The organism is Parasedimentitalea psychrophila (assembly GCF_030285785.1).
In the GTDB taxonomy this organism is placed as follows: domain Bacteria; phylum Pseudomonadota; class Alphaproteobacteria; order Rhodobacterales; family Rhodobacteraceae; genus Parasedimentitalea; species Parasedimentitalea psychrophila.
This window is the reverse complement of the sequence record NZ_CP127247.1, coordinates 869,485-892,208: the sequence shown is the minus strand read 5'-3', so window position 1 is coordinate 892,208 and position 22,724 is coordinate 869,485. Positions and strand designations below refer to the sequence as shown.

At 55.5% G+C, this 22,724-nt stretch carries 21 protein-coding genes, 1 tRNA gene and 4 pseudogenes; 8 read left to right on the top strand and 18 right to left on the bottom strand.

From position 1 onward, the window contains the following. The first annotated feature begins 44 nt into the window (after positions 1-44). Together QPJ95_RS04300 and QPJ95_RS04295 are read left to right on the top strand one after the other, a co-directional pair. Complete coding sequence (locus tag QPJ95_RS04300; protein WP_270918414.1) at positions 45-1,274, top strand: cation:proton antiporter; 1,230 nt, start codon at positions 45-47, stop codon at positions 1,272-1,274. A gap of 235 nt (positions 1,275-1,509) precedes the next feature. Then, positions 1,510-2,823, top strand: coding sequence for a sulfatase-like hydrolase/transferase (locus QPJ95_RS04295; RefSeq protein WP_270918413.1), 1,314 nt, complete (start codon positions 1,510-1,512; stop codon positions 2,821-2,823). A 138-nt stretch (positions 2,824-2,961) separates the two neighbouring features. On the opposite strand, the gene QPJ95_RS04290 is transcribed toward QPJ95_RS04295, so the two are convergent. The 3 genes from QPJ95_RS04290 to QPJ95_RS04280 form a co-directional block, all read right to left on the bottom strand. Beyond that, positions 2,962-4,116, bottom strand: a complete 1,155-nt coding sequence (locus QPJ95_RS04290) for an aromatic ring-hydroxylating oxygenase subunit alpha (RefSeq protein ID WP_270918412.1) — start codon at positions 4,114-4,116, stop codon at positions 2,962-2,964. 336 nt (positions 4,117-4,452) lie between these two features. Then, positions 4,453-5,073, bottom strand: a complete 621-nt coding sequence (locus QPJ95_RS04285) for an HD domain-containing protein (protein ID WP_270918411.1) — start codon at positions 5,071-5,073, stop codon at positions 4,453-4,455. Then, positions 5,070-5,966, bottom strand: coding sequence for a phytanoyl-CoA dioxygenase family protein (locus QPJ95_RS04280; RefSeq protein ID WP_270918410.1), 897 nt, complete (start codon positions 5,964-5,966; stop codon positions 5,070-5,072). The genes QPJ95_RS04285 and QPJ95_RS04280 overlap by 4 nt, the downstream gene beginning before the upstream one ends. Before the next feature lie 120 nt (positions 5,967-6,086). Here QPJ95_RS04280 and QPJ95_RS04275 point away from each other — a divergent pair, with 120 nt between their 5' ends. After that, positions 6,087-6,971: a LysR family transcriptional regulator gene (locus QPJ95_RS04275; RefSeq protein WP_286018243.1), complete on the top strand. Its 885-nt coding sequence runs from the start codon at positions 6,087-6,089 to the stop codon at positions 6,969-6,971. A gap of 127 nt (positions 6,972-7,098) precedes the next feature. Here the strand turns inward: QPJ95_RS04275 and QPJ95_RS04270 are convergent, their stop codons facing one another. Together QPJ95_RS04270 and QPJ95_RS04265 are read right to left on the bottom strand one after the other, a co-directional pair. Further along, on the bottom strand, positions 7,099-7,389 hold the full coding sequence (locus QPJ95_RS04270; RefSeq protein ID WP_270918408.1) for a hypothetical protein: 291 nt from the start codon (positions 7,387-7,389) through the stop codon (positions 7,099-7,101). Then, positions 7,361-7,693, bottom strand: a complete 333-nt coding sequence (locus QPJ95_RS04265; RefSeq protein ID WP_270918407.1) for a caspase family protein — start codon at positions 7,691-7,693, stop codon at positions 7,361-7,363. Before QPJ95_RS04265 ends, QPJ95_RS04270 begins: the two co-directional genes overlap by 29 nt. Positions 7,694-8,915: 1,222 nt before the next feature. On the opposite strand from QPJ95_RS04265, the gene QPJ95_RS04260 reads away from it, so the two are divergent. The 4 genes and pseudogenes from QPJ95_RS04260 to QPJ95_RS04245 all read left to right on the top strand — a co-directional run bounded on the left by QPJ95_RS04260 (position 8,916) and on the right by QPJ95_RS04245 (position 12,656). Then, positions 8,916-8,990 (top strand) — tRNA-Gln (locus QPJ95_RS04260). Between the two features lie 790 nt (positions 8,991-9,780). Continuing rightward, positions 9,781-10,867, top strand: a pseudogene (locus QPJ95_RS04255) (IS3 family transposase). 73 nt (positions 10,868-10,940) lie between these two features. Further along, complete coding sequence (locus QPJ95_RS04250; RefSeq protein ID WP_270921255.1) at positions 10,941-12,083, top strand: hypothetical protein; 1,143 nt, start codon at positions 10,941-10,943, stop codon at positions 12,081-12,083. A 153-nt stretch (positions 12,084-12,236) separates the two neighbouring features. Continuing rightward, positions 12,237-12,656: a hypothetical protein gene (locus QPJ95_RS04245; protein WP_270921256.1), complete on the top strand. Its 420-nt coding sequence runs from the start codon at positions 12,237-12,239 to the stop codon at positions 12,654-12,656. Between the two features lie 151 nt (positions 12,657-12,807). On the opposite strand, the gene QPJ95_RS04240 is transcribed toward QPJ95_RS04245, so the two are convergent. The 4 genes and pseudogenes from QPJ95_RS04240 to QPJ95_RS04225 form a co-directional block, all read right to left on the bottom strand. Continuing rightward, the gene (locus tag QPJ95_RS04240) at positions 12,808-13,677 is read right to left on the bottom strand and encodes an OST-HTH/LOTUS domain-containing protein (protein ID WP_270921257.1); all 870 of its coding nucleotides are present in this window, start codon (positions 13,675-13,677) and stop codon (positions 12,808-12,810) included. A gap of 736 nt (positions 13,678-14,413) precedes the next feature. After that, on the bottom strand, positions 14,414-15,097 hold the full coding sequence (locus QPJ95_RS04235) for an IS6 family transposase (RefSeq protein WP_270921316.1): 684 nt from the start codon (positions 15,095-15,097) through the stop codon (positions 14,414-14,416). Positions 15,098-15,291: 194 nt separating this feature from the next. Continuing rightward, positions 15,292-16,421: pseudogene (locus QPJ95_RS04230) on the bottom strand (IS3 family transposase). A gap of 61 nt (positions 16,422-16,482) precedes the next feature. After that, positions 16,483-16,638, bottom strand: a pseudogene (locus QPJ95_RS04225) (IS3 family transposase); the annotation flags it as partial. 47 nt (positions 16,639-16,685) lie between these two features. On the opposite strand from QPJ95_RS04225, the pseudogene QPJ95_RS04220 reads away from it, so the two are divergent. Beyond that, positions 16,686-16,793: pseudogene (locus QPJ95_RS04220) on the top strand (thermonuclease family protein); the annotation flags it as partial. 549 nt (positions 16,794-17,342) lie between these two features. Here QPJ95_RS04220 and ureG read toward each other — a convergent pair. The 9 genes from ureG to QPJ95_RS04175 all read right to left on the bottom strand — a co-directional run bounded on the left by ureG (position 17,343) and on the right by QPJ95_RS04175 (position 22,690). After that, a complete protein-coding gene (ureG, locus tag QPJ95_RS04215; RefSeq protein WP_270920853.1) occupies positions 17,343-17,963 on the bottom strand; it encodes an urease accessory protein UreG in 621 nt (206 codons plus the stop codon). Next, positions 17,960-18,631, bottom strand: coding sequence for an urease accessory protein UreF (locus QPJ95_RS04210; RefSeq protein WP_270920854.1), 672 nt, complete (start codon positions 18,629-18,631; stop codon positions 17,960-17,962). Before QPJ95_RS04210 ends, ureG begins: the two co-directional genes overlap by 4 nt. Beyond that, positions 18,597-19,052, bottom strand: a complete 456-nt coding sequence (gene ureE / locus QPJ95_RS04205; protein WP_270920855.1) for an urease accessory protein UreE — start codon at positions 19,050-19,052, stop codon at positions 18,597-18,599. Before ureE ends, QPJ95_RS04210 begins: the two co-directional genes overlap by 35 nt. Positions 19,053-19,074: 22 nt before the next feature. Further along, on the bottom strand, positions 19,075-19,320 hold the full coding sequence (locus QPJ95_RS04200) for a hypothetical protein (RefSeq protein WP_270920856.1): 246 nt from the start codon (positions 19,318-19,320) through the stop codon (positions 19,075-19,077). Positions 19,321-19,394: 74 nt separating this feature from the next. Continuing rightward, positions 19,395-21,104, bottom strand: coding sequence for an urease subunit alpha (ureC, locus tag QPJ95_RS04195; RefSeq protein WP_270920857.1), 1,710 nt, complete (start codon positions 21,102-21,104; stop codon positions 19,395-19,397). Beyond that, positions 21,094-21,411 (bottom strand): urease subunit beta, encoded by a 318-nt coding sequence (locus QPJ95_RS04190; RefSeq protein ID WP_270920858.1) that lies wholly within the window; start codon positions 21,409-21,411, stop codon positions 21,094-21,096. The genes ureC and QPJ95_RS04190 overlap by 11 nt, the downstream gene beginning before the upstream one ends. Then, positions 21,408-21,578, bottom strand: coding sequence for a hypothetical protein (locus QPJ95_RS04185; protein WP_270920859.1), 171 nt, complete (start codon positions 21,576-21,578; stop codon positions 21,408-21,410). The genes QPJ95_RS04190 and QPJ95_RS04185 overlap by 4 nt, the downstream gene beginning before the upstream one ends. A gap of 10 nt (positions 21,579-21,588) precedes the next feature. Next, on the bottom strand, positions 21,589-21,891 hold the full coding sequence (locus tag QPJ95_RS04180) for an urease subunit gamma (protein WP_270920860.1): 303 nt from the start codon (positions 21,889-21,891) through the stop codon (positions 21,589-21,591). Between the two features lies 1 nt (position 21,892). Continuing rightward, entirely contained in the window at positions 21,893-22,690 is a 798-nt protein-coding gene (locus QPJ95_RS04175) for an urease accessory protein UreD (RefSeq protein ID WP_270920861.1), read from the bottom strand. Positions 22,691-22,724 lie beyond the last annotated feature (34 nt).

The window sequence follows — 22,724 nt, the reverse complement described above, 5'->3', positions numbered from 1 at the left end:
GTCTGAACACGGGCCTTAGTGGCCAACTCAACAAGGAAGCCACGATGGACCTGCTGCAAATTGCTTCAACATTGATCGTCCTCGCTGCGCTTTTTGGTGTCCTCAACTACCATTTCCTGAGACTGCCTCAGGCGATTGGCATATTGGTTGTTGCCCTGTTTGCCTCTCTGGGCATTCTGGGCTTCGACATCTTGTTTCCCTCGATGCAAATCGGCGATGAAGTACGCAAAATTGTCGGCGAGTTCGAATTCTCCGAAGCGCTGCTTGAAGGCATGCTGGGCCTGTTGCTCTTTGCCGGTGCACTGCATGTGTCCATCAGCGAGCTGCGCAGCCAGGCGGGTGTGGTTTTTCTGATGGCCACGCTTGGCGTTGTGCTGTCGACCGCCATCGTTGGATTTGGGTTTTCGTGGATCACCGGCATGCCGCTGCTGGTGGCGCTGGTCTTTGGCGCGCTGATTTCTCCCACTGATCCGGTTGCGGTGCTTGGTGTCCTGCGCGAGGCCAATTTGCGCAAATCACTTGAAACCAAGATCGCCGGAGAGAGTCTGTTCAACGACGGTGTGGCCTATGTGATCTACCTGGTGCTGGTGGCAATGGCGTTCCCGGCTGTTGGCGACCATGCCACGGAGGTCTCTGATGGGGCCATCCTGTTTGTCCGCGAGGCGCTGGGCGGCGCTGCCATGGGGGCGGCCCTTGGCTGGGGCACTTTCCAGATCATGAAGCGGATTGACGATTATGCTCTGGAAGTGCTGATCACCCTGGCGCTGGCCTTTGGCGGGTACATCCTGTCGATCTACCTGCACATTTCGGCTCCGATTATGGCTGTAGTTGCCGGCCTGTTCATTGGCCATGTGGGCATGCGCGACGGCATGAGCGAGGAAACCCGGGGATATGTCGATGCCTTTTGGAAGCTGATCGACGAAATCCTCAACGCGATCCTCTTTGTGATGATTGGGTTCGAGATTTTCGCGATCACGGATGACTACCTTTTGCAGGGTGTCTATGCCATTGCACTTGCCCTGTTCGGGCGTCTGGCGGCGGTTGCAGTTCCCAATATCATGCTGAATGGCCCCGGCGTCATCAAGGGCGATATCATTCCCCTGATGACCTGGGGCGGCCTCAAAGGCGGCATCTCGATCGCGCTGGCGCTGGCGCTGCCCGACAGTGAATGGAAACCAATGATCCTGAGCGTCACCTATATGGTGGTGATCTTCTCGATCCTTGTTCAAGGTCTCACGGTGGCCCCAATGGCGCGCATGATGGCCCGCGACTAAGCTGCGGCCCTCTCGGGGACAGTCTTCGGGGCTGGGCGATGACCGCTGGCCCGGCTCCCCCGAGCCCCTGACCCAAAGGCCACTACCACCTGGGGCATGTCAGAGGGTTTCAGGGCGCTTCACTTGGGGGGGCTTGTGTGAAACAAGTCATGCATATGCGTATACGCGGAAATATTCTACTTTGTGCCAATCCCATGCCAGGGGCTGGGGCTAACCCAAAGGATTATTTGAAAATATGAATACCGGTAGGAAAAATATTATTGTATTCAGTTTTGATGACTCTGTTCCTTTTTATAAATACAAGGATGTCTTCAACGAACCTCTGGTCCTTCCGAATTTAGAAAAATTCTGTCAAGAGTCGACCATATTTCAATCCGCCTATTGCCAATCGCCGATTTGTGGCCCTTCGCGGGCGAGCTTTATGTCTGGTAGAACACCGCACCAATTGGGCGTCTTTGAAAACAAGGACGATGTATTTGAGAGCATTTCCGCCGCAGACATGTGGTCCTGTCAGTTGAAGCAAAATGGTTATTTCTGTTCATCAGGCGGAAAAGTGCATCACTACTACCGGCCACTGCGCAGGCGATATCACCGGGTGATTTATTCAGACGAGCAAAAACGTTTCAGAAGTGACATGAATTTACCAGACGATGTGGAAAAGGATAAATTTGGCGGCCACAGGCGTGGCTTTGGAACGCCGGACGAAAAAGACGACGCAATGTATTATGACCACCAGTCTGCCGATTCCGCCATTAAGTTTATTGAAGACTACGACCGGAGCGAACCGTTCTACCGGGAAATTGGATTTTATAGCCCCCACGGCCCCCATTATACGCCAGCTCGTTTCAAGGAAATGTATAATGTTCGGAACTTCAAGAAACCCGAGGAATGGGAGAATGGCTTCGACGAAACACCTTATTCTAAACTGAACTACCCGCCAAATATTGCCGATAAACCGGAAAAATGGTGGAAAATGAGTGTTCGAAACTATTTCTCTGCCCTTAGTCATGGTGACTATCACTTTGGGCGCATTATGGAGGCCCTGAAGGCGTCCAAACATGCCGAGAACACGATTGTTATTCTACTCTCGGATCATGGATTCCATCTGGGAAACAGAGACAATTTCAAAAAAACAACGCTTTGGGAACAGGTCGCGGGGGTTCCGTTCATCATTTATGATCCAGCCCAGACATCGCCGCGGGAGGTACAGGATCCTGTTGCGCTCATTGATGTTGGGCCGACAGTGTTAGATTACGCGGACCTGCCGCCGCTCGACAATTGCCTCGGCCGGTCCCTGCGCCCGCAAGTTCAGGGGCAAACAAATCCAGATCGGGTGGTCCCTACATTTCATCACAATGACGTCTCGGTTCGCAAGGGCGACTTTCGATTGGTCCGATATGAGGATGGCACCACCGAGTTTTACGATCTGAAGGATGACTACTGGCAATTGCGAAACCTTGGATCAGAGCATCCGGCATATGCGGATGTTTACAGCGCTCTTGTCGCCTGCAGCAAATCTTATGGGCTCGACATTCAAGAGCCGCAGTAATGGCACCGCGAAGGCGCTGACATCAGGCCCGCCTTGCTCTGCCATCTCGCTGCATATACCGGCCGGCCCCCGTAGCATTCTGGACTGCGGCGGTGGCCCCGGCCGCATGTGCAGCCAGTAGCCGGGTCTTCAGTGGGGTCAGTCGACGGTCTTTGACGGCGCGCGATGCGCTTGCACCTTTGCGGCGACCCAATCGTGAAACAAATGCGTTGGCCCATCCATGACCGGAGAGAACCGACCGCCGTCAAAGCCCGGTGCATTGCGTCCGCGCTGCATGCCTTCAACGACAAAGACGTCTTCGGCAAACACCTCTTTCCACTGTTCGGTATTGCGCTGGCGCAGAGTGGCGTCAGTGTCGGTGCCTGCGTAGTAGATATGGATATATTCGCGCGTCCTGGCCTGCCCCTGGGGGTGCAAAAGGATCACAAAGGCATGGTCTCGGTGCACCCCAAGCAGCACATTGGGGTAGACGGCGATATATTCTGCCGCCTGGTCCCATTTATCGCTCAGCCCGTCAAAATCAGCAAACACCGTGCCGTCACTGTTTTTGAGCTGGCGATAGACCCAAGTGCCCTGACCGGAAAACGCACCGGGCTGTTCGATATGGTAGTGATCCTCCAGCCGGGAGTAACTGTTCAGCCCGGGGTGGACCCAGGGCAGGTGGTAGCTTTCGCAGTAATTCTCGACCGCCAGTTTCCAGTTGCAGTTCAGATCCAACTGGAACCGGCTGTCGGCTCCGCCGTGATACAGCGCAGTATCAAATTCTGCCCAACGGGCGATGACCTCACCCATGGCCTGCTCAAACGCCTCGGCCTCGCCTGAGAGGTTGATCCAAACGACGTCGCGCCAGATATGGCTGCGGACTTCGATTAGACCCAGTAGATCCCGGTCGATGCCATCGTGGGTGTTGATGCCCGGGCCACCCACATGCGGTGTGCTGACAAGCTTGCCATCAGTGGCATAACACCAGCTGTGATAGGGGCAGCGAATTGCACCCTCTATTTTGCGAGGCGCATCGACCAGAATCATTCCACGGTGACGGCAGGTGTTTTGGAACACCCGCACCACGCCATGGCGATCGCGGATCAGCAGCAGTGGGATGTCCAGAAACTCAATTGGCACTGCATCGCCGGGTTCAGGCACATCCGCCGCCACGGCCAGCCCAGCCCATTGCCCATACAGCAGAGCCTGCTTTTCTTCGGCAAAAACGGTGTCATCGATATAATGGGCATTGGGCAGCCCCCGGGCCTGATCAATGGGCGTGCGCACGGCGGACAGATCGGTGACAGACATCAGAGTTCCTCGTTCCAGTTGCCGCAGTGTAAAAAACTGCTGGCGCCATTGTCCGATTGTTTCGCGACCTGGCTTTTCTCAAGGCGACATGTTGACCGATATTTTCCCAGGGAACTCTCATTATTATAGGATCCAACCCGCGGTTGACGTCGATGGGGCGCTTGTGAAGAGCCCGTAAGCCGAAGGAGCTTACCCCCGCGACCTGGCACCATCGGCTGCTGGAAACATGCCGATGTGTTTCTTGGTGAACCTAAAGCTCATGGGTGCGCTTAGGGTCGGCAGATCCTGCATTTCAGCTTGCGAAAGTTGCTCTCGCAAGCTGAGTGTTAAACTGAATTACAGGCCGATTGAGACACCCTCTTGGATAACCGCCGGGTCGTAGGCTTTGCGCGCGAATACTTCGCTCAGCATCGGCTCGAAATGCTCCAGCGTCTTGGTGGGATATTCCGGGTCAAACGAGGATTGGTCCCAGCGTTCGCAAAAGGCGGCGCAGGTGTCGAAACAGATGTGATCCTTATAGCGATCGCGGGCGTTTTCGTCCCAGCCGTAATGTCGGGCGAAATACAGCATCTGAAACAACCCATGATGCTCAACCACCCAGGACACTTCCCAACGGACAAAAGGACGGATCACCTCGGCTGAAAACCGATCGTGGTTCTGCGGCGCCAGCCCGTCACCGATATCATGCAGCAGCGCCCCGACGATCCAGTCGATATCGGCTCCATCCGCCTCGGCTCGGGTGGCCGATTGCAGCCCATGTTGCAGCCGGGTGATCTGATAGCCCTCAAGCGTGACTTCGCCCTGGCGGCGCAGCTCATCCATGATGCGCATGGCGGTCAGGCCCAGATAGGGTTTTTCCAGCTCGTGCAGCATCAGGAACTCATCCTTGGTGCCGTCCTTCATCTGGGTGAACGAGACCTTTTGTACCTTGTTGTCCTCGATGACCTTGACGTTCATGTATTGATTCTCCCGGTGTCGTATAGTGCTACATTCTGTTCGGCACCCTCTGACAAATTTGCTTCCTGGTCACGCAGAATCTGCTGATAAAGTGCCAGGTCCGGCGCGGTGAACAAGCCCTGAGGGCCAGCGATGTTTATCCATCCCTGCAGCTCGTCAACGCCGCGGACCAACATCGCGTAGTCCCGCCCGGGCAGGCCATCCCGCACCTCTGGCGTCACATAGCGAATGGCCAGCCCAATCCGCCGGTCGGTAGACTGGTTTGGTCCTGACGCGTGGAAACACCGGCCGTGATGCAGTGACATTTCTCCTGGTCGCAGCGGACCGTGGCGGGCATTGGATTCGTCGATGCCATCAATTTCCTGCCCCCGCGACAACAGATTACTGGCGCTGAAAGTATCGGTGTGGCCAACGATGCCGTTGGTGTGGCTGCCGGGGATAAAGCGCATGCAGCCGGCTTCGACGGAAACATCGCTCAACGCGACCCAGGCGGTGACCTCGTCATTGGTCTCTCCCATGCCCCAGTAAGTGATGTCCTGATGCCAGGACACGGTTTTGTCCGACCCGGGTTCCTTGATGAATAATTCAACCGACCAGGCCAGCAGGTTGTCGCCCAGGACGGATTGCGCGGCATCCAGAATGGCCGTAGTGGCGGCCAGTTTGGCCAACAACGGGATCACGATATGGCCGTTGACACGAAAATACTGGGCAAGACTGCTGCCGTCGGCGCCGCCGCTATGCGTGGCCTCCAGCGTCTCAATGGCGCTGCGCAGTTCAGAAACGGTCTGGCTGTCAAACACTCTAACGCCGCTGACAAACCCGTCTTTTTGGTATTGTTCAAGCTGCGTGGCAGTCAAGCTGCCGGATGCGGTCATAGTATTGTCTTTTGGCATTTTGGGGTCCTTGCACTGTCCCAAGTGGGTGTTCACCTGCTTTCACTGTGATGTGAAACGGCCCTTTTGAGCCAGAAAGACTTCTTGCGACTGAGGGTAAGTTGAACTTAATCTAGCCGAATGGCACAGACCCGAATCCCGTCCCTCAATTGGCTCCGCGTTTTTGAAGCTGCGGCGCGGGCCCAGAGTTTTGCACGGGCCGCTGAGATCCTGAATATGAGCGCCCCTGCGGTCAGTCAGCAAATTCGGGCCTTAGAGGAACATCTTGGCCGCCAGTTGTTTAAGCGCGCGCCGCAGCGGGTCATCCTGACCGCTGCAGGTGCTGCATTTCTTCCGGTTGTTCAGCACGCGCTGGCCTCAGTGGAAACCACCGCAGCTTCCTTGTTCGGAGGGATGGGGCAGACAGTAATTACCCTGCAGGCGGTCACCCTTTTGGCGATGAGTTGGCTTCCCGCGCGACTGGCCGCATTTGAAGCGGCTCATCCACGTTTGCGCGTCAACGTCATCTGTGGAGAGACCCTTGCCGATTTCCGCACGATCCTGCCAGGCCGCGAGCCGGATCTGCAAATCGCCTTTGGTTCAGTGACTGATTTTGCCGATACGGCTGAGCCATTTCTCCACGAGACCCTGAAAGTCGTTGCTGCTCCTGATGTCGCAAGGTCGATAAATACGCCTGGGGATCTTGCGAGCCATGCTTTGTTCGAAGTCACAGCGCACCGATCCGGTTGGCACCAGGTCTTGTCGTCCTGTCCGAACCTCGATTTGCGCGCACTGGATTTTCGGATGACAGATTCGACGCCTTTTGCGTTGGCCCTTGCGGCGCAGAAACAGGGGCTGGCACTGGCGCGCTCACCTGCCAGCGACGAAATTGTGCGGGTTCTTGGCCTGCAATATTGCGATACCTTACGGGATGTTCGAGGTTTGCAACGTTATTTTTTCCTGCAACCTGGTGGCGGCGCACTTTCCCGCCATGCCGCTCTTCTTAGGGATTGGTTGCTCACGTAGTTTGCGCCAGTCAGATGGGATTATCGATCTGGCGTGACATAGGCCCATGGTTTCGGATCGGACCCTATTCTCAGGGCGCATATCAAAGGACCGCGCCGCCACTTTGGACCTGCCGGGAAAAGCAACATCATCCTCCATTCAGGCGCAGCCAGTCCAGCGCCCGGGTGCGGGCCTTTGATAGCGCCTCGTTTTCAAGCCCGAGGGCCTCCAGCCTTTGTTCGGCCTCTTCCTTTTGCCGCGGCCGCTTGCCGTCCGACGTCAGGGCGGCAGAGCATTCCTGCAGGCCTTGGCGCATGTTTACCAGGCCCCAGGGCACCCCATCGGTAATGCGACGCGGGTCATCCGGATCACCGGCAACGATGTCACAGGGGGTCACCACCGCTGGCAATTCATGGATTGAGCGACGCTCTTCCGGCACCGAAAAATTTGCAAGGACGATGCCGCGTACGGACTGATCGGATTGCTCCAGCTTGGTCACCAGATTGCGGGCTTGGCAATCTCGTGATCAGCGCCCCGGTATAGGGGCTGTTGGGGCCGGTCCCGTCATAGGCGACCTCACCCGCCTGGGTGGCAAGGCCAATCAGCGTTTCACCGGCATCACTCTCCATCGAGGCCAGGCCACGGCCCTGTTCGCTCTCATCGGTCAGAAATGGATTGTTGCGACAGGCATCCAGAATGAAGATGCTGAAACCCACACCGCTTTTGTGAAAACGCTCAAGCACTGGGCCAGCTCCTCAAAGGTTTGCGGATGATGGATCAACACAATCCCCGCCGTGGAAACCTGCAGGACAGAGCAGCCACCGGCCTGTTTTTCTGGTGGCGGATCCAAATGTTGCGGCGTTTCAGGATGTAAGTTGCATTTTCGAACATTTGCCGCCGCCGCATGTGGTCCGCTCGCATCCAGAGGTTGGCGACTGGACCGGATATTTTCGGGAGCGCTGGCGCACAGTGTACTTGAAATGGGGGCTCCGGTGGACCGTGTGTTGCGGAAGCGATTTCGCGGACTATTTGCAGGAATGCGGTTTATCAGGCAACATGCCCGAATAGAGTTGCCTCGTTATGTGGGAGGTAAGCATTTGAAATATAGATTAAATGTAATTCGAACCGGTGCGTTGATGGCGCTTCTTCCAGTGCTTTCGACATGCGTTCCCTCAAGTCTGGTGTATGGCGATGACAGCACATCTGACGGGAGCACCCATTCATCCAGAAGTCCCGGACTGTATTCCCCCGCATTCCCCCGCTGAGGTGGTGATTTCCGGCGCTGCGAGCAAGCCGGGTGTTATGTTCCAGCAGGTTATGACGGTTGGATTTCTTGGAACACTGGTTTCATTGAGCAGGGCGTCGGCGGAACGGGCGATATCAGGCCTGTTTCTGACCGCCAGGCGCGGCCGGAATTTCATAGGCCCAAGATCAGTTCGGATGGGGCGATTCGCGGCTCTGCCTGAGGCTCTGGCGCGGCGCGACAATCGCGCCGCGCAGGTCGATTGATCAGGGCACTGGGTAGAGAGGTTTCATCAGCGCAGCTCTCCCAAATGCTCCGCGCCGGACGTGGGCCCTCGGGTGGTCCGATTTGCAGCGCAGATCGGTGCAGTCGGAGGGTGGTGGCATCATCAACCCGCAGCGAAACCCTGCGACATCTCTCCGTCCGCATTTATCCAATGCTCCCCTCCTTTGTGGCCGGATATGCTGTCAAAGGAACGGCGAAGAACTGTGGCAGATCCATTTTGGGGCAGGAAAATAACGGCTCTGAAGCCCGGTGCGCGCACGATTGGAGAGGCGTGTATCGAGAGAGGTTCAGAGGTCGTGACACCCGCCTTTTCGCAACCGCGTTTTGGCAGCCAATCGTTTGTTTGGGGCTGCGAAAGAAAAAGGAAAAAAGAACTGCTTTTTTGCCTTCTCCCTCTTGCGCGCGCTCGAAAGTGACATTAGACAGCCGCTCACTGATGGGGTGTGGCCAAGTGGTAAGGCAACAGTTTTTGGTACTGAAGATCGTAGGTTCGAATCCTACCACCCCAGCCAGTACTTCCTTACATAGAATAGCGACCTAGGTTCTGGCCCTGACTGGCTCAGAATGCCCCCAGTAATGCCCCTGCGCCAGTGTGGTGTAATTCGGTGATTACAGCGGCTCTCAGCGGGGCTCTTGGGCCTCTCCTACCTCTGTCGTGATCCCGGATAGGTCTCATCAGTCAAAAGGTTCACAAGAACCTACCTGCGGGGTTGGATCTCATGCAGGTGATCTCTCCAAGACTAGGCCATACAGGTAAGATCTCTGGTCAGTGTCCTAGTAGGGGATTGAGATCTACCTACAGGGGAATAGGTATAAGTAATGGATGAAAGGAGGAGAATAGAGGAGAAGAAGTCCTAATAGTTTCCCCTAATAGAGGTCCTAAGAGGATCACCTACTAGGACCCCCAACAGAAAACCCCTCCACCAGAAGATCATTGTTTCAGTTATTAGTTTCAAAGGTTTAGCATGGAAGAGATCAAGGGCCCGCGGCACTCCCGCCCCCTCGATGTTCACAGGTGGTCTGACCATCCAGAAGTGGTCGAGTTCGTTGACAGGATCTGGGATGAGTACCTACCCAAGGAAATGGTTGGAAAACCTGGGCCAAAACCCAAGATGGCCTTTCGGAAGCAGCTTAGGGTGTTGGTCTTGGACCTGTATGTGGCTTGGCTGGAGGATCCTGAGCTAAGCATCGGGGTGTCCTTGTCGGTCAACGCTTGGAAAACGGGCTCCCGGGGTAATCCCCCCCGAAACTAAGGGGATGTGGAAGTAGAATTTTCTCGGCAGAATGCATGAGGAGATTTTGATGAAGATGACGAGATATAGCGAACCCCAAATTCTTGCGATCCTACGCCAAGCCGAAGGCGGTGTGCCTGTAACGGAGCTGTGCCGCGAGCACGGGATGAGCAACGCGTCGTTCTACAAATGGCGATCAAAATACGGTGGTATGGACGCGTCGATGATCAGCCAAATGAAGGCGCTTGAAGACGAGAACCGGCGGCTGAAAAAGATGTATGCCGAGATGAGCATGCAAGCAGAATTACTGAAGGAAGCCCTGGGAAAAAAGTGATCCGGCCAGCCTTACGACGGGGTCTGGCCGAGAAAGCGGTGGCGCGCCACGGTATCAGCATTGCGCTGGCCTGCCGCACGTTTGATGTCAGTGAGACGTGCTATCGTTACAGCCCGCTCTTGAGCGATGAGAACGAAGAGATTGCCGATCTGCTGGTTGGGCTGACGGCCGCACGGAAGACTTGGGGGTTTGGGCTATGTTTCCTGCATCTACGTAACGTGCAAGGTCATTCGTGGAACCACAAAAGGGTTTACCGGATTTACTGCGAACTGGAACTGAACTTGCGGATCAAACCTCGGAAACGGTTAAAGCGGGACAAACCCGATGCGCTGGCAGTGCCGGACGCCCGAACATGACCTGGTCGATGGACTTCATGGCGGATCGCCTCGGGGATGGTCGGGCGTTTCGGCTCTTGAACGTGCTGGATGATTTTAACCGCGAGGGTTTGGGCATCGAGGTCGATTTTTCTTTGCCAGCCGAACGGGTTATTCGCAGCCTTAATCGGATCATTGAATGGCGTGGGAAACCAGGAACCATTCGGGTCGATAATGGGCCGGAGTACATCAGTGGTAAGCTGCTGGAATGGGCTGAGAAACAAGGTATTATCATCCAGTACATTCAACCCGGAAAGCCGCAGCAGAACGCTTACATCGAGCGCTATAATCGCACCGTCAGGCATGAATGGTTGGACCAACATATCATCGAAAACATAGAGGAGGCACAGGACTTTGCCACACAATGGCTATGGACTTACAATAATGACCGCCCGAATATGGGCCTCGGCGGCATCACACCCGCAATGAAACTGAAAATGGCCGCGTAAATTCTACGACCGCCCCCTGTTAAAAATGGGGGGATTACCCCGGTATAACGCACTGCACCTGTCCAAGAAGTTGGTGCCCATCATCCACGCCCTGTATGATGCTGAAGTGATCGACATGGCTTTTGCCAGCTACACAGCTCCAGGCTCAAAGAGCAACCGGACGACAAGAATTCGTGCTGCCGACATACTGCAGGATTGGTTTGCTCAGGCAAAGTTCGAGCGTGAAGATGTTGGCCGGGCAGAAGGTGAAGAAGTCATTGTTCTGAAGAACAAAAACTTCAAACTGATTGAGTACGAGGACACCCCTGAGATCGAGCACATGAGGGAGGAAGTACTTGCCTACAACAAGCTGATTGCCTCCTCCTTCATCGACATTCCATCCCTCGAAGACCCCTGCATTGTGATCGAGGACATCGCCAAGACACGTAATGTCCGCATCGACGGGAATGACATCAGGATCAGGCGTATTTTCAGCCGTAGCAGCTGGGAGCTAAATGGTCGGTTCTATGGTGCTTGGTGGCAGCAAGTTGACGGCGATTGGCGTGCTAAGATCTTCATCAACGATACACCAACGGTTGAGGTCGACTTTCAGGGCCTGCACATCAACCTGATTTATGCTGAGCTGGGTGAGGATTTGGTCGGGGACCCGTATGACTGCTCGCAGATAAAGATTCCAGGATACCCGCAAAGTTCGGTTCGCATGCTTGTCAAACGACTAGCGCTTATTGCGATCAACGCAAAGGATAAATCGTCAGCATACAGGGCCTTTCGAGAGAGCTTCTCTGGAGGTCAAACCGGTACGCATATGACGAACGAATGGTTGGATCGACTGCTGGACGGTTTTCTGACTCGGAACCCCAAACTGACTGACTACCTGTTCAGCGACAAAGGGGTCGAGCTCATGCGTGTGGACAGCAAGATCACCGCCTACATTCACCGCCACTTCACTGAGCAAGGCATACTGATCCTTTCTGTCCATGACAGCTACATCATTGACTACTCGAAAGTAGCAGAGATGCGGGCTGTTATGGCAGAGGCATCGGAGGCAATCACTGGCGGGCCCCTGCCCACATCAATCAAACTGCCAGACATGCCCGAGTACTCAGAGGTTTCCGACCAGCAGGTTTTGGATCACATCAGGAGCAGGCATGAGGAAAGGTGTCAGGGGTATCTGGATCGGTTGGAAAGGCATGCGGTTAGGTTCATTAGCGAATAGACATGGGGGCATGAATGTTGGTGAACCGGACAATAGGGCCTTTGAACTATAAGGAAAACAAGGCATCCTCTGATGTTAAGAGGGGCATTGATCCCACTAGGTTTTGTTGCTCTGAAATAAGAGGCACAAACTTCCAGTAAAGGAGACGAGAGTTTGCGTTTTTGTGCGATGGCTATAGGTCTTGTGATCTCGTTGACAGTGAGCGGTGAAGCACTTGCGAAGAACTGCATGATCCAACTTTACCACCTTTATTTGCCGCCGCTATCTGTGGATTTCCAGGAAGGCTCGACAGGTGCAACGCTAACTCTTCTTGATACGGCCATTGGTGAGCCAATAGTTGTTGAACTGGATCGGCAAGTTGTCACTAAAACGGGCTCGACGGAGAAAATTTCCCTGCTTGTTGGGACTGAAACCATAAAATCAGGCAAATTCGTCAATGACATAGAAGTAGTGGTCCCGGGTTTCACTTTTCCAAGTGGAAATCGCCAAGTCTCCATCAAAACTACTGTTTTGATCGAGGGCTTTAATCCTGAGGAAGAAATACTTTCTGGTACGATAATCTGCCGTCAGTAGATTTAGCTCAGAATCCTCTAGCCAAGCAGGCACAGGGAGCGATGTCAGGGATATCTGGATCGGTTGGAGAGGCATGCGGCTAAAAGTAAAACAGATTAGGTCCAAGGTGGGCATCTCTGCTGACCGGAAAAACCTGCGCTGCAAGCGTAATTCAGCATGTGTTCGCGGAGTTCAATTTTTCCCGATACCGCGCGGAGCGCTTTCCATCCAACTCGAAGTACCGAAGCTCGAAGATACGCGACTCGTGTACGACCTGCCGCCAACTGCTGCACCCATACTTCACGGGTAGATAGTCGGAATACCGCTCGGTAATCCACCTGCTTGCCTCCGCGACGGATGCCCATCCATCAACAGCCAACTCACCGGCTGCTTCTCGCAAGGCGCTCACTACGCCTGCGGCAGGCCAAGTCACGGTGCTATCCGTGGCAATGCCGTTGACCACCTGCTCTCGGAACATGTCAGACTGGATGACCGATGCGAGAAACCGCCGACTTTTTTCCATGTCTTCAGCCCATCCACGGAGTTCTTCGAAATGTATGTCGATGCGGTTGTAGGCGAGGACCAATGCATCGTGCGCGCTACGGCATCCGTCCAAGCTCCAGAGGTCGTGCTGGTCGATGAAGTGGTGAACCAAGTTGTTCCGCAAGAGCACCAGTTCTTTTAGGTCCCTTTTCACCCGGGTGAAATCCGCATTCGGTAAGCTCAGTTGCATCTTCATGGCGAACGAAGGGACGTCCTCGGGAGAACTGGTCGTCACCTTTCCCGGAGGATCGATCTCGACGGGAACAACATACGATCCAAGGAGGTCGCCAACCAAGGTGCCGAGCGTCTTACCGGCGGTGTTGTCTATTTTCGCGGCCTGAACCGCCTCTAAGGCATGAACTGGCCCCGAGATTTCGTGATGTGCCATCATCGCCTTGATCAGGCGCTCGTATTGTTGCAGTCGCAGCAAACATCGACCCAGCAATCGCTGGACTTCACGTTGAAGCGTCTGCTGTGCGTCGTCAGATAATGTCGTCAAAGCGCAACCCGATCTCTATTTGACCTAGTTCAATCATATAACGGCCCCAGCCACTATGCCGCCTGATGGTTTGCCGCGACGCGTTTGAGTGTCCATTTGTGCTGTTTTTACCCAAACGCCATGCGACATCGGCATCAAGATACTTGCGCCCTCTACGGCGGCATTCCTGTATTATCGAGCAAGCACTGAGCATCCTAAGCTGCTTCCGAAAGGCCATCTTGGGTTTTGGCCCAGGTTTTCCAACCATTTCCTTGGGTAGGTACTCATCCCAGATCCTGTCAACGAACTCGACCACTTCTGGATGGTCAGACCACCTGTGAACATCGAGGGGGCGGGAGTGCCGCGGGTCCTTGATCTCTTCCATGCTAAACCTTTGAAACTAATGACTGAAACAATGATCTTCTGGTGGAGGGGTTTTCTGTTGGGGGTCCTAGTAGGTGATCCTCTTAGGACCTCTATTAGGGGAAACTATTAGGACTTCTTCTCCTCTATTCTCCTCCTTTCATCCATTACTTATACCTATTCCCCTGTAGGTAGATCTCAATCCCCTACTAGGACACTGACCAGAGATCTTACCTGTATGGCCTAGTCTTGGAGAGATCACCTGCATGAGATCCAACCCCGCAGGTAGGTTCTTGTGAACCTTTTGACTGATGAGACCTATCCGGGATCACGACAGAGGGGTAGTGTCGCAAATTCCAGCATGAATTGAGTTGGGGGCTTCAGTCGGACACAATTATCCAGCGAATTCTGCGAACTGCTCGAAGCCGGACTTCCCTGGTCGGTTGAATTGTCCTTTGCGGATCATGTGAGCGACTTCGATGCCCGCCAGAGTGGCGGCGGCTGAATTGAACGATTTGAAGGTCTGCATGGGGCGGGTGATATTCTTTATGAAACGGTGATCCTGTTCGATGATGTTATTGAGATATTTCACCTGCAGGACGTCGATCAACCAACACCAGTTATGCATCACCAGCAGGCAATTCATGTTGAACAGACCTGCGGCGTTTGATCCGCTCTTGTCGATGACGACTTTGTCTGGCCAACCGTTGCTGGCGATCACTTTGGTGAAAAATGCGGTCGCCGCCACTTCATCACGTCGTTCGGACAGCATGAAATCAAGGGTTTTTCCGCATTTGTCTATCGCCCGATAGAGATATGTCCAGCGCCCTTTGACCTTCACGTAGGTCTCGTCCATCCGCCAAGATCGACCGGTCGGCGCCTTCCGACGATGAGCCTCATTGGCGATTGCACCCGCGTATTTTTCGGCCCAACGATTGAGCGTTGCGTGATCCACTGCGACGCCGCGTTCGGCCATGATCTCTTCGAGGTCGCGATACGATACCGCAAACCGAACATAGAAATAGACGGCGTATAGAATCACAGATTTCGGATAGTGCGCGCCTTTGAAACTGATCAATCGCTTAAACCTTGAATGAGATGTCGAAACACTGCCCAATGAATGCCACTGTCGAGAAGTGCAACAGGGGTCCAAAAGTTTGCGACACTACCCGCCGAAGGCGCTCGTTCTCTTTCTGAAGACGCTTCAGTTCCTTGAGTTGTTCCGTGCCCATTCTGGACCTGTCCCGCTTTCGTTCCGCCCCTTGTGCTCATTTAGGCGGCGATCTTTTCAAAAGCCAAGGGACTTTTCCAGCCTAATGCCGAGTGTCTCCGGCGGGGATTATAGAACCCATTAATGTACTCGAAGATGGCGATCTCAGCAGCCCTGCGGGTTTGCCAAGAGTGCCGCCAGATCAATTCCGCTTTGATGGTTTTGAAGAAGGTTTCCATTGCGGCGTTATCATAGCAATTACCCTTGCCGCTCATGGATACCTTGAAGCCATACCGGCGCAGGATTTTCTGGTAATCCTGCGAGCAATATTGGCTGCCCCTATCAGAATGATGGATGCATCCTTTGGGCGGCCTGCGCAGGGTTATGGCCATGTTCAGCGCCCGTATGGCCAGATCGCGCTTCATCCGGTTGCTGACAGCCCAACCGACCACGCGCCTGGAGTACAGGTCCAGAACCACGGCCAGATAGAGCCAGCCCTCGCGGGTCCAGATGTAGCTGATATCAACAACCCATTTTTGATTGGGTCGATCTGCTGAGAAGTTCCGGTTCAGCAGGTTTGGCGTGATGTTGAACTTGTGATTGCTGTCCGTTGTGGCCTTGTACTTACGGGTTCTGACAACAGATATGCCGTTCTGGCGCATCAATCGGCCGACACGGCGGTGACCAATATCCAGACCAAGCTCTTTCAGTTCTTCGACCATTCTCGGTCGGCCGTAGCTCTGCAAACTCAGGCGGTGCTGCTCCCGGATGTGGGCCAACAGAACCATATCCCCACGTTGACGCTGGCAGGCAGGGCGTTTGCGTCAGGCTCGGTAGCCACGTGGGGTGACATCCACAATCCGGCAAAGTCGCTCTGTGGGAATGCTATTGCGGTGCTTTTCAACAAATGAAAACCTCATTTGCTTTGGTCCGCAAAGAAGATTGTTGCTTTTTTTAGCAGCTCCCTCTCCTCACGTAGAAGGCGGTTTTCCCGGCGAAGGCGCTCGTTCTCATTGGCCAGTTCCTGATCCTCTTTCGAAACAACGTCCGCGTCACGATAGGTTCTGATCCACTTGCACAGGGTGGACATACCAACCCCAAGATCGGAGGACACCTGTCGGCGGGTCAGCCCGCTGGTCAGTGCGATCCGCACTGCGTCGCGTTTGAATTCTTCGGATGGTCGTGGTGCCATGGTGTATCTCCTTTGGGGCAGAATATGCTCTCAAAGGGGCGGAACAATACCGTGACAGGTCCATTCCGCCGTATTTCTTCTTCCAGCGGTAATAGGTTTGTTCAGTCACACTGATCTGTCTGATTGCGTCAATCCGGGGCATACCTTGCCCCATCAGGACTTCAACCTGCCGTAACTTCACGACAATCTCTTCGGGCTTGGGTCTCTTGATCGCCATCTATGGTCCTCCGGTTTCCTAACCATAGGCGCGGACCACTTTTTTTGGGGGAGGCTCAGTACGAGCGGACAAGGATCAATGAAGCCAAAGGCGAGCGGTGGTTTTGTTCCGAGACTGAGGCCCGAGCGGCGGGATGGCGTAAGTCTGGATCGTGATTTAGATCAATATAAATTGCTTTCGTGAAACACCATTTTTCTAATGGCTTGCTGGCTGTCACATCCTGGTCGGGAGGGCACTGTCATGTGTGGACGTATACATACGTCCATCATGGATTAGTCTTTCAGGGCGGCATCTCTTAGCTGGGCGGTGAAGGTTCTATGTCTCACTTGGACTGAGATTTCGGTGCGACAACCACTGGGACTTGGCCCAACGCCGGACTAAAACTGCACCAAGCGCCGGAGAGAAAGTACATCAATTGGACAATCCGGGTAAGCTCGCTCGACACGCTACCCTGCGTCGCACCCGGCTCATAAAGTCGTTCAACTGCCGCAGCCTTATAATCGTCCGTATATTTCCGTCGCTGTTGACCCATTTGGTGCCCCTTTCATGGACAGGGGTAAAGTACCCCAGTGTCCGGGATCAGGGACGAACTTCAACAGAGCCCCTTGCAGAGACCAGTTCGAATTGGTCTGACAGCACCGACTGTTGCAATAACGCAGGGTCCATATATGTCCACACATGACACCACCATTTTATGGCCTGCTCTAGCCGAAGGAAAACCCGCCAATCTCGGCAAGTTGGGTTATGATGTCCGAGACCCCTTGGTTGTGTTTCAGGCTGGCAAAGAAAAATGGCCCGTCGCCACGCATGCGCCTTGCATCCCGATCCATGACTTCTAGCGAGGCGCCAACATAAGGGGCCAGATCCGTTTTGTTGATGACCAAAATATCCGATCTGGTGATGGCCGGCCCACCTTTGCGGGGGATTTCCTCGCCAGCGGCAACATCGATAACGTAGATGGTCACATCCGCCAGTTCCGGGCTGAAGGTTGCAGACAGATTGTCGCCGCCGCTTTCGATCAGGACGATCTCGATATCGGGGTGCCTGCTTTGCAACTCGGCAATGGCCGCGAGGTTGATCGAGGCGTCTTCCCGGATTGCGGTATGGGGACAGCCGCCAGTTTCAACACCAATCACCCGATCCTGCGGCAAGATCTGCATGCGCATCAAGGCCTCGGCGTCCTCTTGCGTGTAGATGTCGTTGGTGATGACACCGATCGAGTGGGTCTTAGACAAGATCCGTGCCAGGGCAGCGGTCAGGGTGGTCTTGCCAGCTCCGACCGGGCCGCCGATACCAATCCGCAAAGGGCCGTTAAAAGTGCTCATGAGCGGAACATCCTTGAGTATTGGGTTTCGTGTTGCATGGATGAAATATCGGCCAGAAAGCAACAGCCACTCAGGTCGTTTATCTCAGCTGTCTGGGCGTCCTGCGCCGCCTTGGCGATCAGCGGGGCCAAAGCGGATAGCAGACGCTGGCCCTCGACCTGACCAACCGGCATCAACCGCTGTGCCGCGGCCACAAGGTTAGACGCAAAAGCATGCAGATACATATGCACCGTTACGTCTAGCGGCAGATTATGAAGTCGGGCGGCATAGCCCAGTGCAACAGGGTAGGTCAGGTTGGCAATCTCGTGGCCCGAAATTGCGGCTGTTGTCTGGCAAAACGCCGCGCCTTGCAGGTCTGTTTCAGCCAGGCGCTCTTTTGACGGAGCAAAGGCGCGTGCCATCTGGTCAATGTCCTGCAAGTCTTCAGCATCCCTGTAGCGATAGGCTGCGATCAGCAAAATTGGATCACTGTAGCCTGCACCGCTGGTCAGCAGATCCTCTAGCCAAAGCCTCAGATCATCAACCGAGCCAATGGCCCCAGTCTCCACCGCAGAGTCCAGCCCATGGGAATAGGCAAAGGCCCCCACTGGATAAGCAGGCGAAAGCCATTGCTGCAACAATGTGATGCTCGGATCAATGCGCATGGGAATGGGTGCGCCCGTGGCCATAGGCGCCGCCCTCGGGGGTGAAGGCCTCGGTTACCTCGTTCAACGTAGCGCCCAAGAGGTTCAGCATGTCGTGGATTACATGATCATGTTGGATCAGCAGGCGGGTTGGCTCGATCTGGCAGGGGGTATGGCGGTTGCCAATGTGCCAGGCCATCCGGGTCAGGTCATCGCCGGTAATCTGCAACAGCTTTTCCACCGCCGCGATGACCTCGATCTCACCACCGTCTTCTAGCCGCAGCACGCCTTGGTGATTCAGCGATGTGGTTTGGGGCAGGTCAACCAACAGCCGCTCGCCACCTTCGGTGGTCAGCACCTTGCGGCGCATAAAACGGGCGTCATAGTCAAGCACAACCCGATCAACAGGGGCCGGATTGTGCGCATGGCCGTGATAGGCACGGCAGATCATCGACGGGGCACTCATGACAGCATACCCTGATGGGTGCTTACATCCAGTGACCAAACACGTGCATTACGATGTCGTCGCGACGCAGGCCTTTTCTCACCAACTGCTCGTCGCTCAGCGCTTGCAGTTGCTGGATCTGACGATAGCGGGGATTGGCTTCGACCACGTTGATCAGACCCATAAAGATGGCTGACAGGCCGCGCTTGAGTACCGCGAAAGGGGAGCGGATAGAAACGGTCTGTGTTGTTGCTGCGATTGCCACAGGAGTATGCAGCACGTGCAGCATTCACCAGTGTTGCTTCAGAAGCTCCGCCATGCATTCCGGACATACCATACTGAATTCTTTGCATATTGAGCCTCTTAGAACAGGAAATAGCGTTGAGCCATGGGCAGCACTTCGGCTGGCTGGCAGGTCAGCAGCTCGCCATCGGCGCGCACTTCATAGGTTTCGGGGTTCACTTCCATCTCTGGCGTGGCGTTATTCAGGATCAAATCTGACTTGCCGATGTTACGGGTGTTGCGCACTGCCACGGTCTGCTTGGCCAGCCCCAGTTTTTCTCGGATGCCATCCGCCTGCGCCGCCTCGGAGACAAAGGTGACGGCGCTGTTTTCAAGCGACCGGCCATAGGCGCCAAACATCGGGCGGGTATAGACCGGCTGCGGGGTCGGGATCGAGGCATTGGGGTCGCCCATCTGCGCACAGACAATGGTGCCGGACATCAAAATCATTTCCGGCTTTACCCCAAAGAACGCCGGGCTCCACAGCACCAGATCGGCGCGCTTGCCCTCTGCGATGCTGCCGATTTCATGGCTGATGCCGTGGGCGATGGCCGGGTTGATGGTGTATTTGGCGATATAGCGACGCACCCGGAAGTTATCATTCTCGCCGGTCTCCTCGGCCAGACGGCCGCGCTGTTTCTTCATCTTGTCGGCGGTCTGCCAGGTGCGGATCAGCACCTCGCCCACACGCCCCATCGCCTGACTGTCCGAGGCAATGATCGAGAACGCCCCCATGTCGTGCAGGATGTCCTCGGCGGCAATAGTCTCGCGGCGGATGCGGCTTTCGGCAAAGGCGACATCCTCGGGGATCGACTTGTCCAGATGGTGACATACCATCAACATGTCGAGGTGTTCCTCCAGAGTGTTGACGGTAAAAGGTAGGGTCGGGTTGGTGGAGGAGGGCAACACATGCTCCTCACCGCAGATCTTGATGATGTCCGGCGCATGACCGCCGCCTGCGCCTTCGGTGTGAAAGGCGTGAATGGTGCGGCCCTTCATGGCGCCAAGGGTGTGCTCGACAAAGCCGCTCTCGTTCAGGGTGTCGGTGTGGATCATCACCTGTACATCCATCGCGTCGGCCACACTCAGGCAGCAATCGATGGTGGCTGGCGTGGTTCCCCAATCCTCGTGCAGCTTCAGCGCACAAGCGCCACCTTTTACTTGCTCTTCCAGGGCAAACGGCAGGCTGGCGTTGCCCTTGCCGGCAAAGGCCATGTTCATCGGAAAGGCATCTGCTGATTGCAACATCCGCCCCAAATGCCAGGGACCGGGGGTGCAGGTGGTGGCCAATGTGCCATGTGCCGGGCCGGTGCCGCCGCCCAGCATGGTGGTTAACCCTGAATGCAGCGCATCCTCGATCTGCTGCGGGCAAATAAAGTGGATGTGGCTGTCAAAGCCACCCGCCGTCAAGATCTTGCCCTCACCCGCGATAATCTCGGTGCCAGGGCCAATGATGATATCAACACCGGGCTGCGTGTCCGGGTTCCCGGCCTTGCCGATCTTGGCAATGCGCCCGCTTTTGAGTGCAACATCGGCTTTGTAGATTCCCGAGTGATCGACGATCAGCGCATTGGTGATGACCGTATCCACGGCCCCAGCGGCGCGTGTGACCTGCGATTGCCCCATCCCATCGCGGATCACCTTGCCACCGCCAAATTTGACCTCTTCGCCGTAAGTGGTCAGGTCGCGCTCGACTTCGATGATCAGATCGGTATCCGCCAGACGCAGGCGGTCGCCAGTGGTTGGGCCATACATCGCGGCATAGTTGGCACGGGAAATCTTACCGGGCATCTTTGAGCTCTCCCATGATATGTTGGTTGAACCCATAAATGCGCCGTGCGCCACCATAGGGAACGACCATAACCTGACGCCGCTGACCGGGCTCGAACCGCACGGCGGTGCCGGCAGGAATGTCTAGGCGCATACCCAAACTGGCATAGCGATCAAAATCCAATGAGGGATTGACTTCGGCAAAATGGTAGTGGCTACCCACCTGCACCGGCCGGTCGCCGGTGTTTGCCACCATCAGCATCCGCGCCTGCCTGTCAGCATTCAGCGTCAGATCGCCGTCAGCGGGGAACAGCTCTCCGGGGATCACTTGCGGCTGCTCCGGGCATAGGCCAGAATGGATGCGCCTGCGATGGCGGTCAGACCCAGAACCAGCGGCAACCAGCCAGCGGCCTCATGCGGGTGAATATGCGCGCCTGTATGTGCCAGGGCAGGAGAGGCAAACGCCAACAAGGGCAGCAGTGTCAGATTTTTCATGTCAATGTCCTTATCGAATGGGGTTGTGAACGGTGACCAGCTTGGTGCCGTCGGGAAAGGTTGCCTCGACCTGAACGTCTGGGATCATATCCGAAATGCCATCCATGCACTGCTCGATGGTGATAACCTCGGCCCCGGCTTCCATCATGTCGGCAACCGATCGGCCATCGCGCGCCCCTTCGACAACGGCGTCGGTGATCAGCGCAATTGCCTCGGGGTAGTTCAGCTTGACGCCACGGGCCAACCGCTTGCGGGCAACCTCGGCGGCCATGGCAATCAGCAGCTTGTCTTTTTCACGCGGGGTCAATTTCATGTTATAGTCTCCAGCAGAGCGGCAAGCCGTTGTCGGTCAGCCGGTCAAGAATGGGTAAAAGGGATTTGCGCAGCACGAAACTGTCCTCGGCCAGCAGGCGCATCACCAGCAGATCAGGGCCAATCAGGGACACGCCGCCGGTATCGGGCAGGGTCTCGCGGATAAACGTCAGGTGACGCTCGGCATCTGGTGCGGTGAAAATCAGATTGGCCATAGACTGCGCGCCATTGGCCACCGCTGGCCGGGCCAGCTTTGCGGTAACATCCCCGTCCAGCTTGACCGCGTCATAATAGAGCCGTCGCCCACAGCGGCGAATATCAATGCGATCAAGGAAGTGAGCCTGGCTCAGGACCTCGCCCATGGCAATGCGGCCAAATACCAAAGGCTCGACCACCAGCAATTCTGCATCCTCCGCCAGATCTGCTGTCAAACGGCGCTGGAACGCGCAGCGATTATACAGAATGGTTTCCTGCGGCATCCAGTTCAGGCGGGCGTGCGCGCCAACCCGCAGGCGGGTGTCCATCCGTGCGATCTGACCGGGCTGTGCGCGATAGATCCGTTCAGCAGCCTGGGTGGTCAGCGTCATCTGACTGTTGTCACCGGCTTCGGCGGCAATTGAAAATCGATCGCCGCCGGTTATGCCGCCGGCAGTGTTGATCATCACCGCCTCAAGGCCCGAAGTTTTGCGTGGAAACAGCAACTTAAGAGATCCCGACTGGCGCAGGTTTGCCAGGCGGGTTTTGCCAGTCTTCAGCTGCGAAGAAACCCGCGCAGCCCCAACGGCGCGCGGTTGATCCACGACTGCTGCCGCATTTCTTATGTCCTGCCGAATT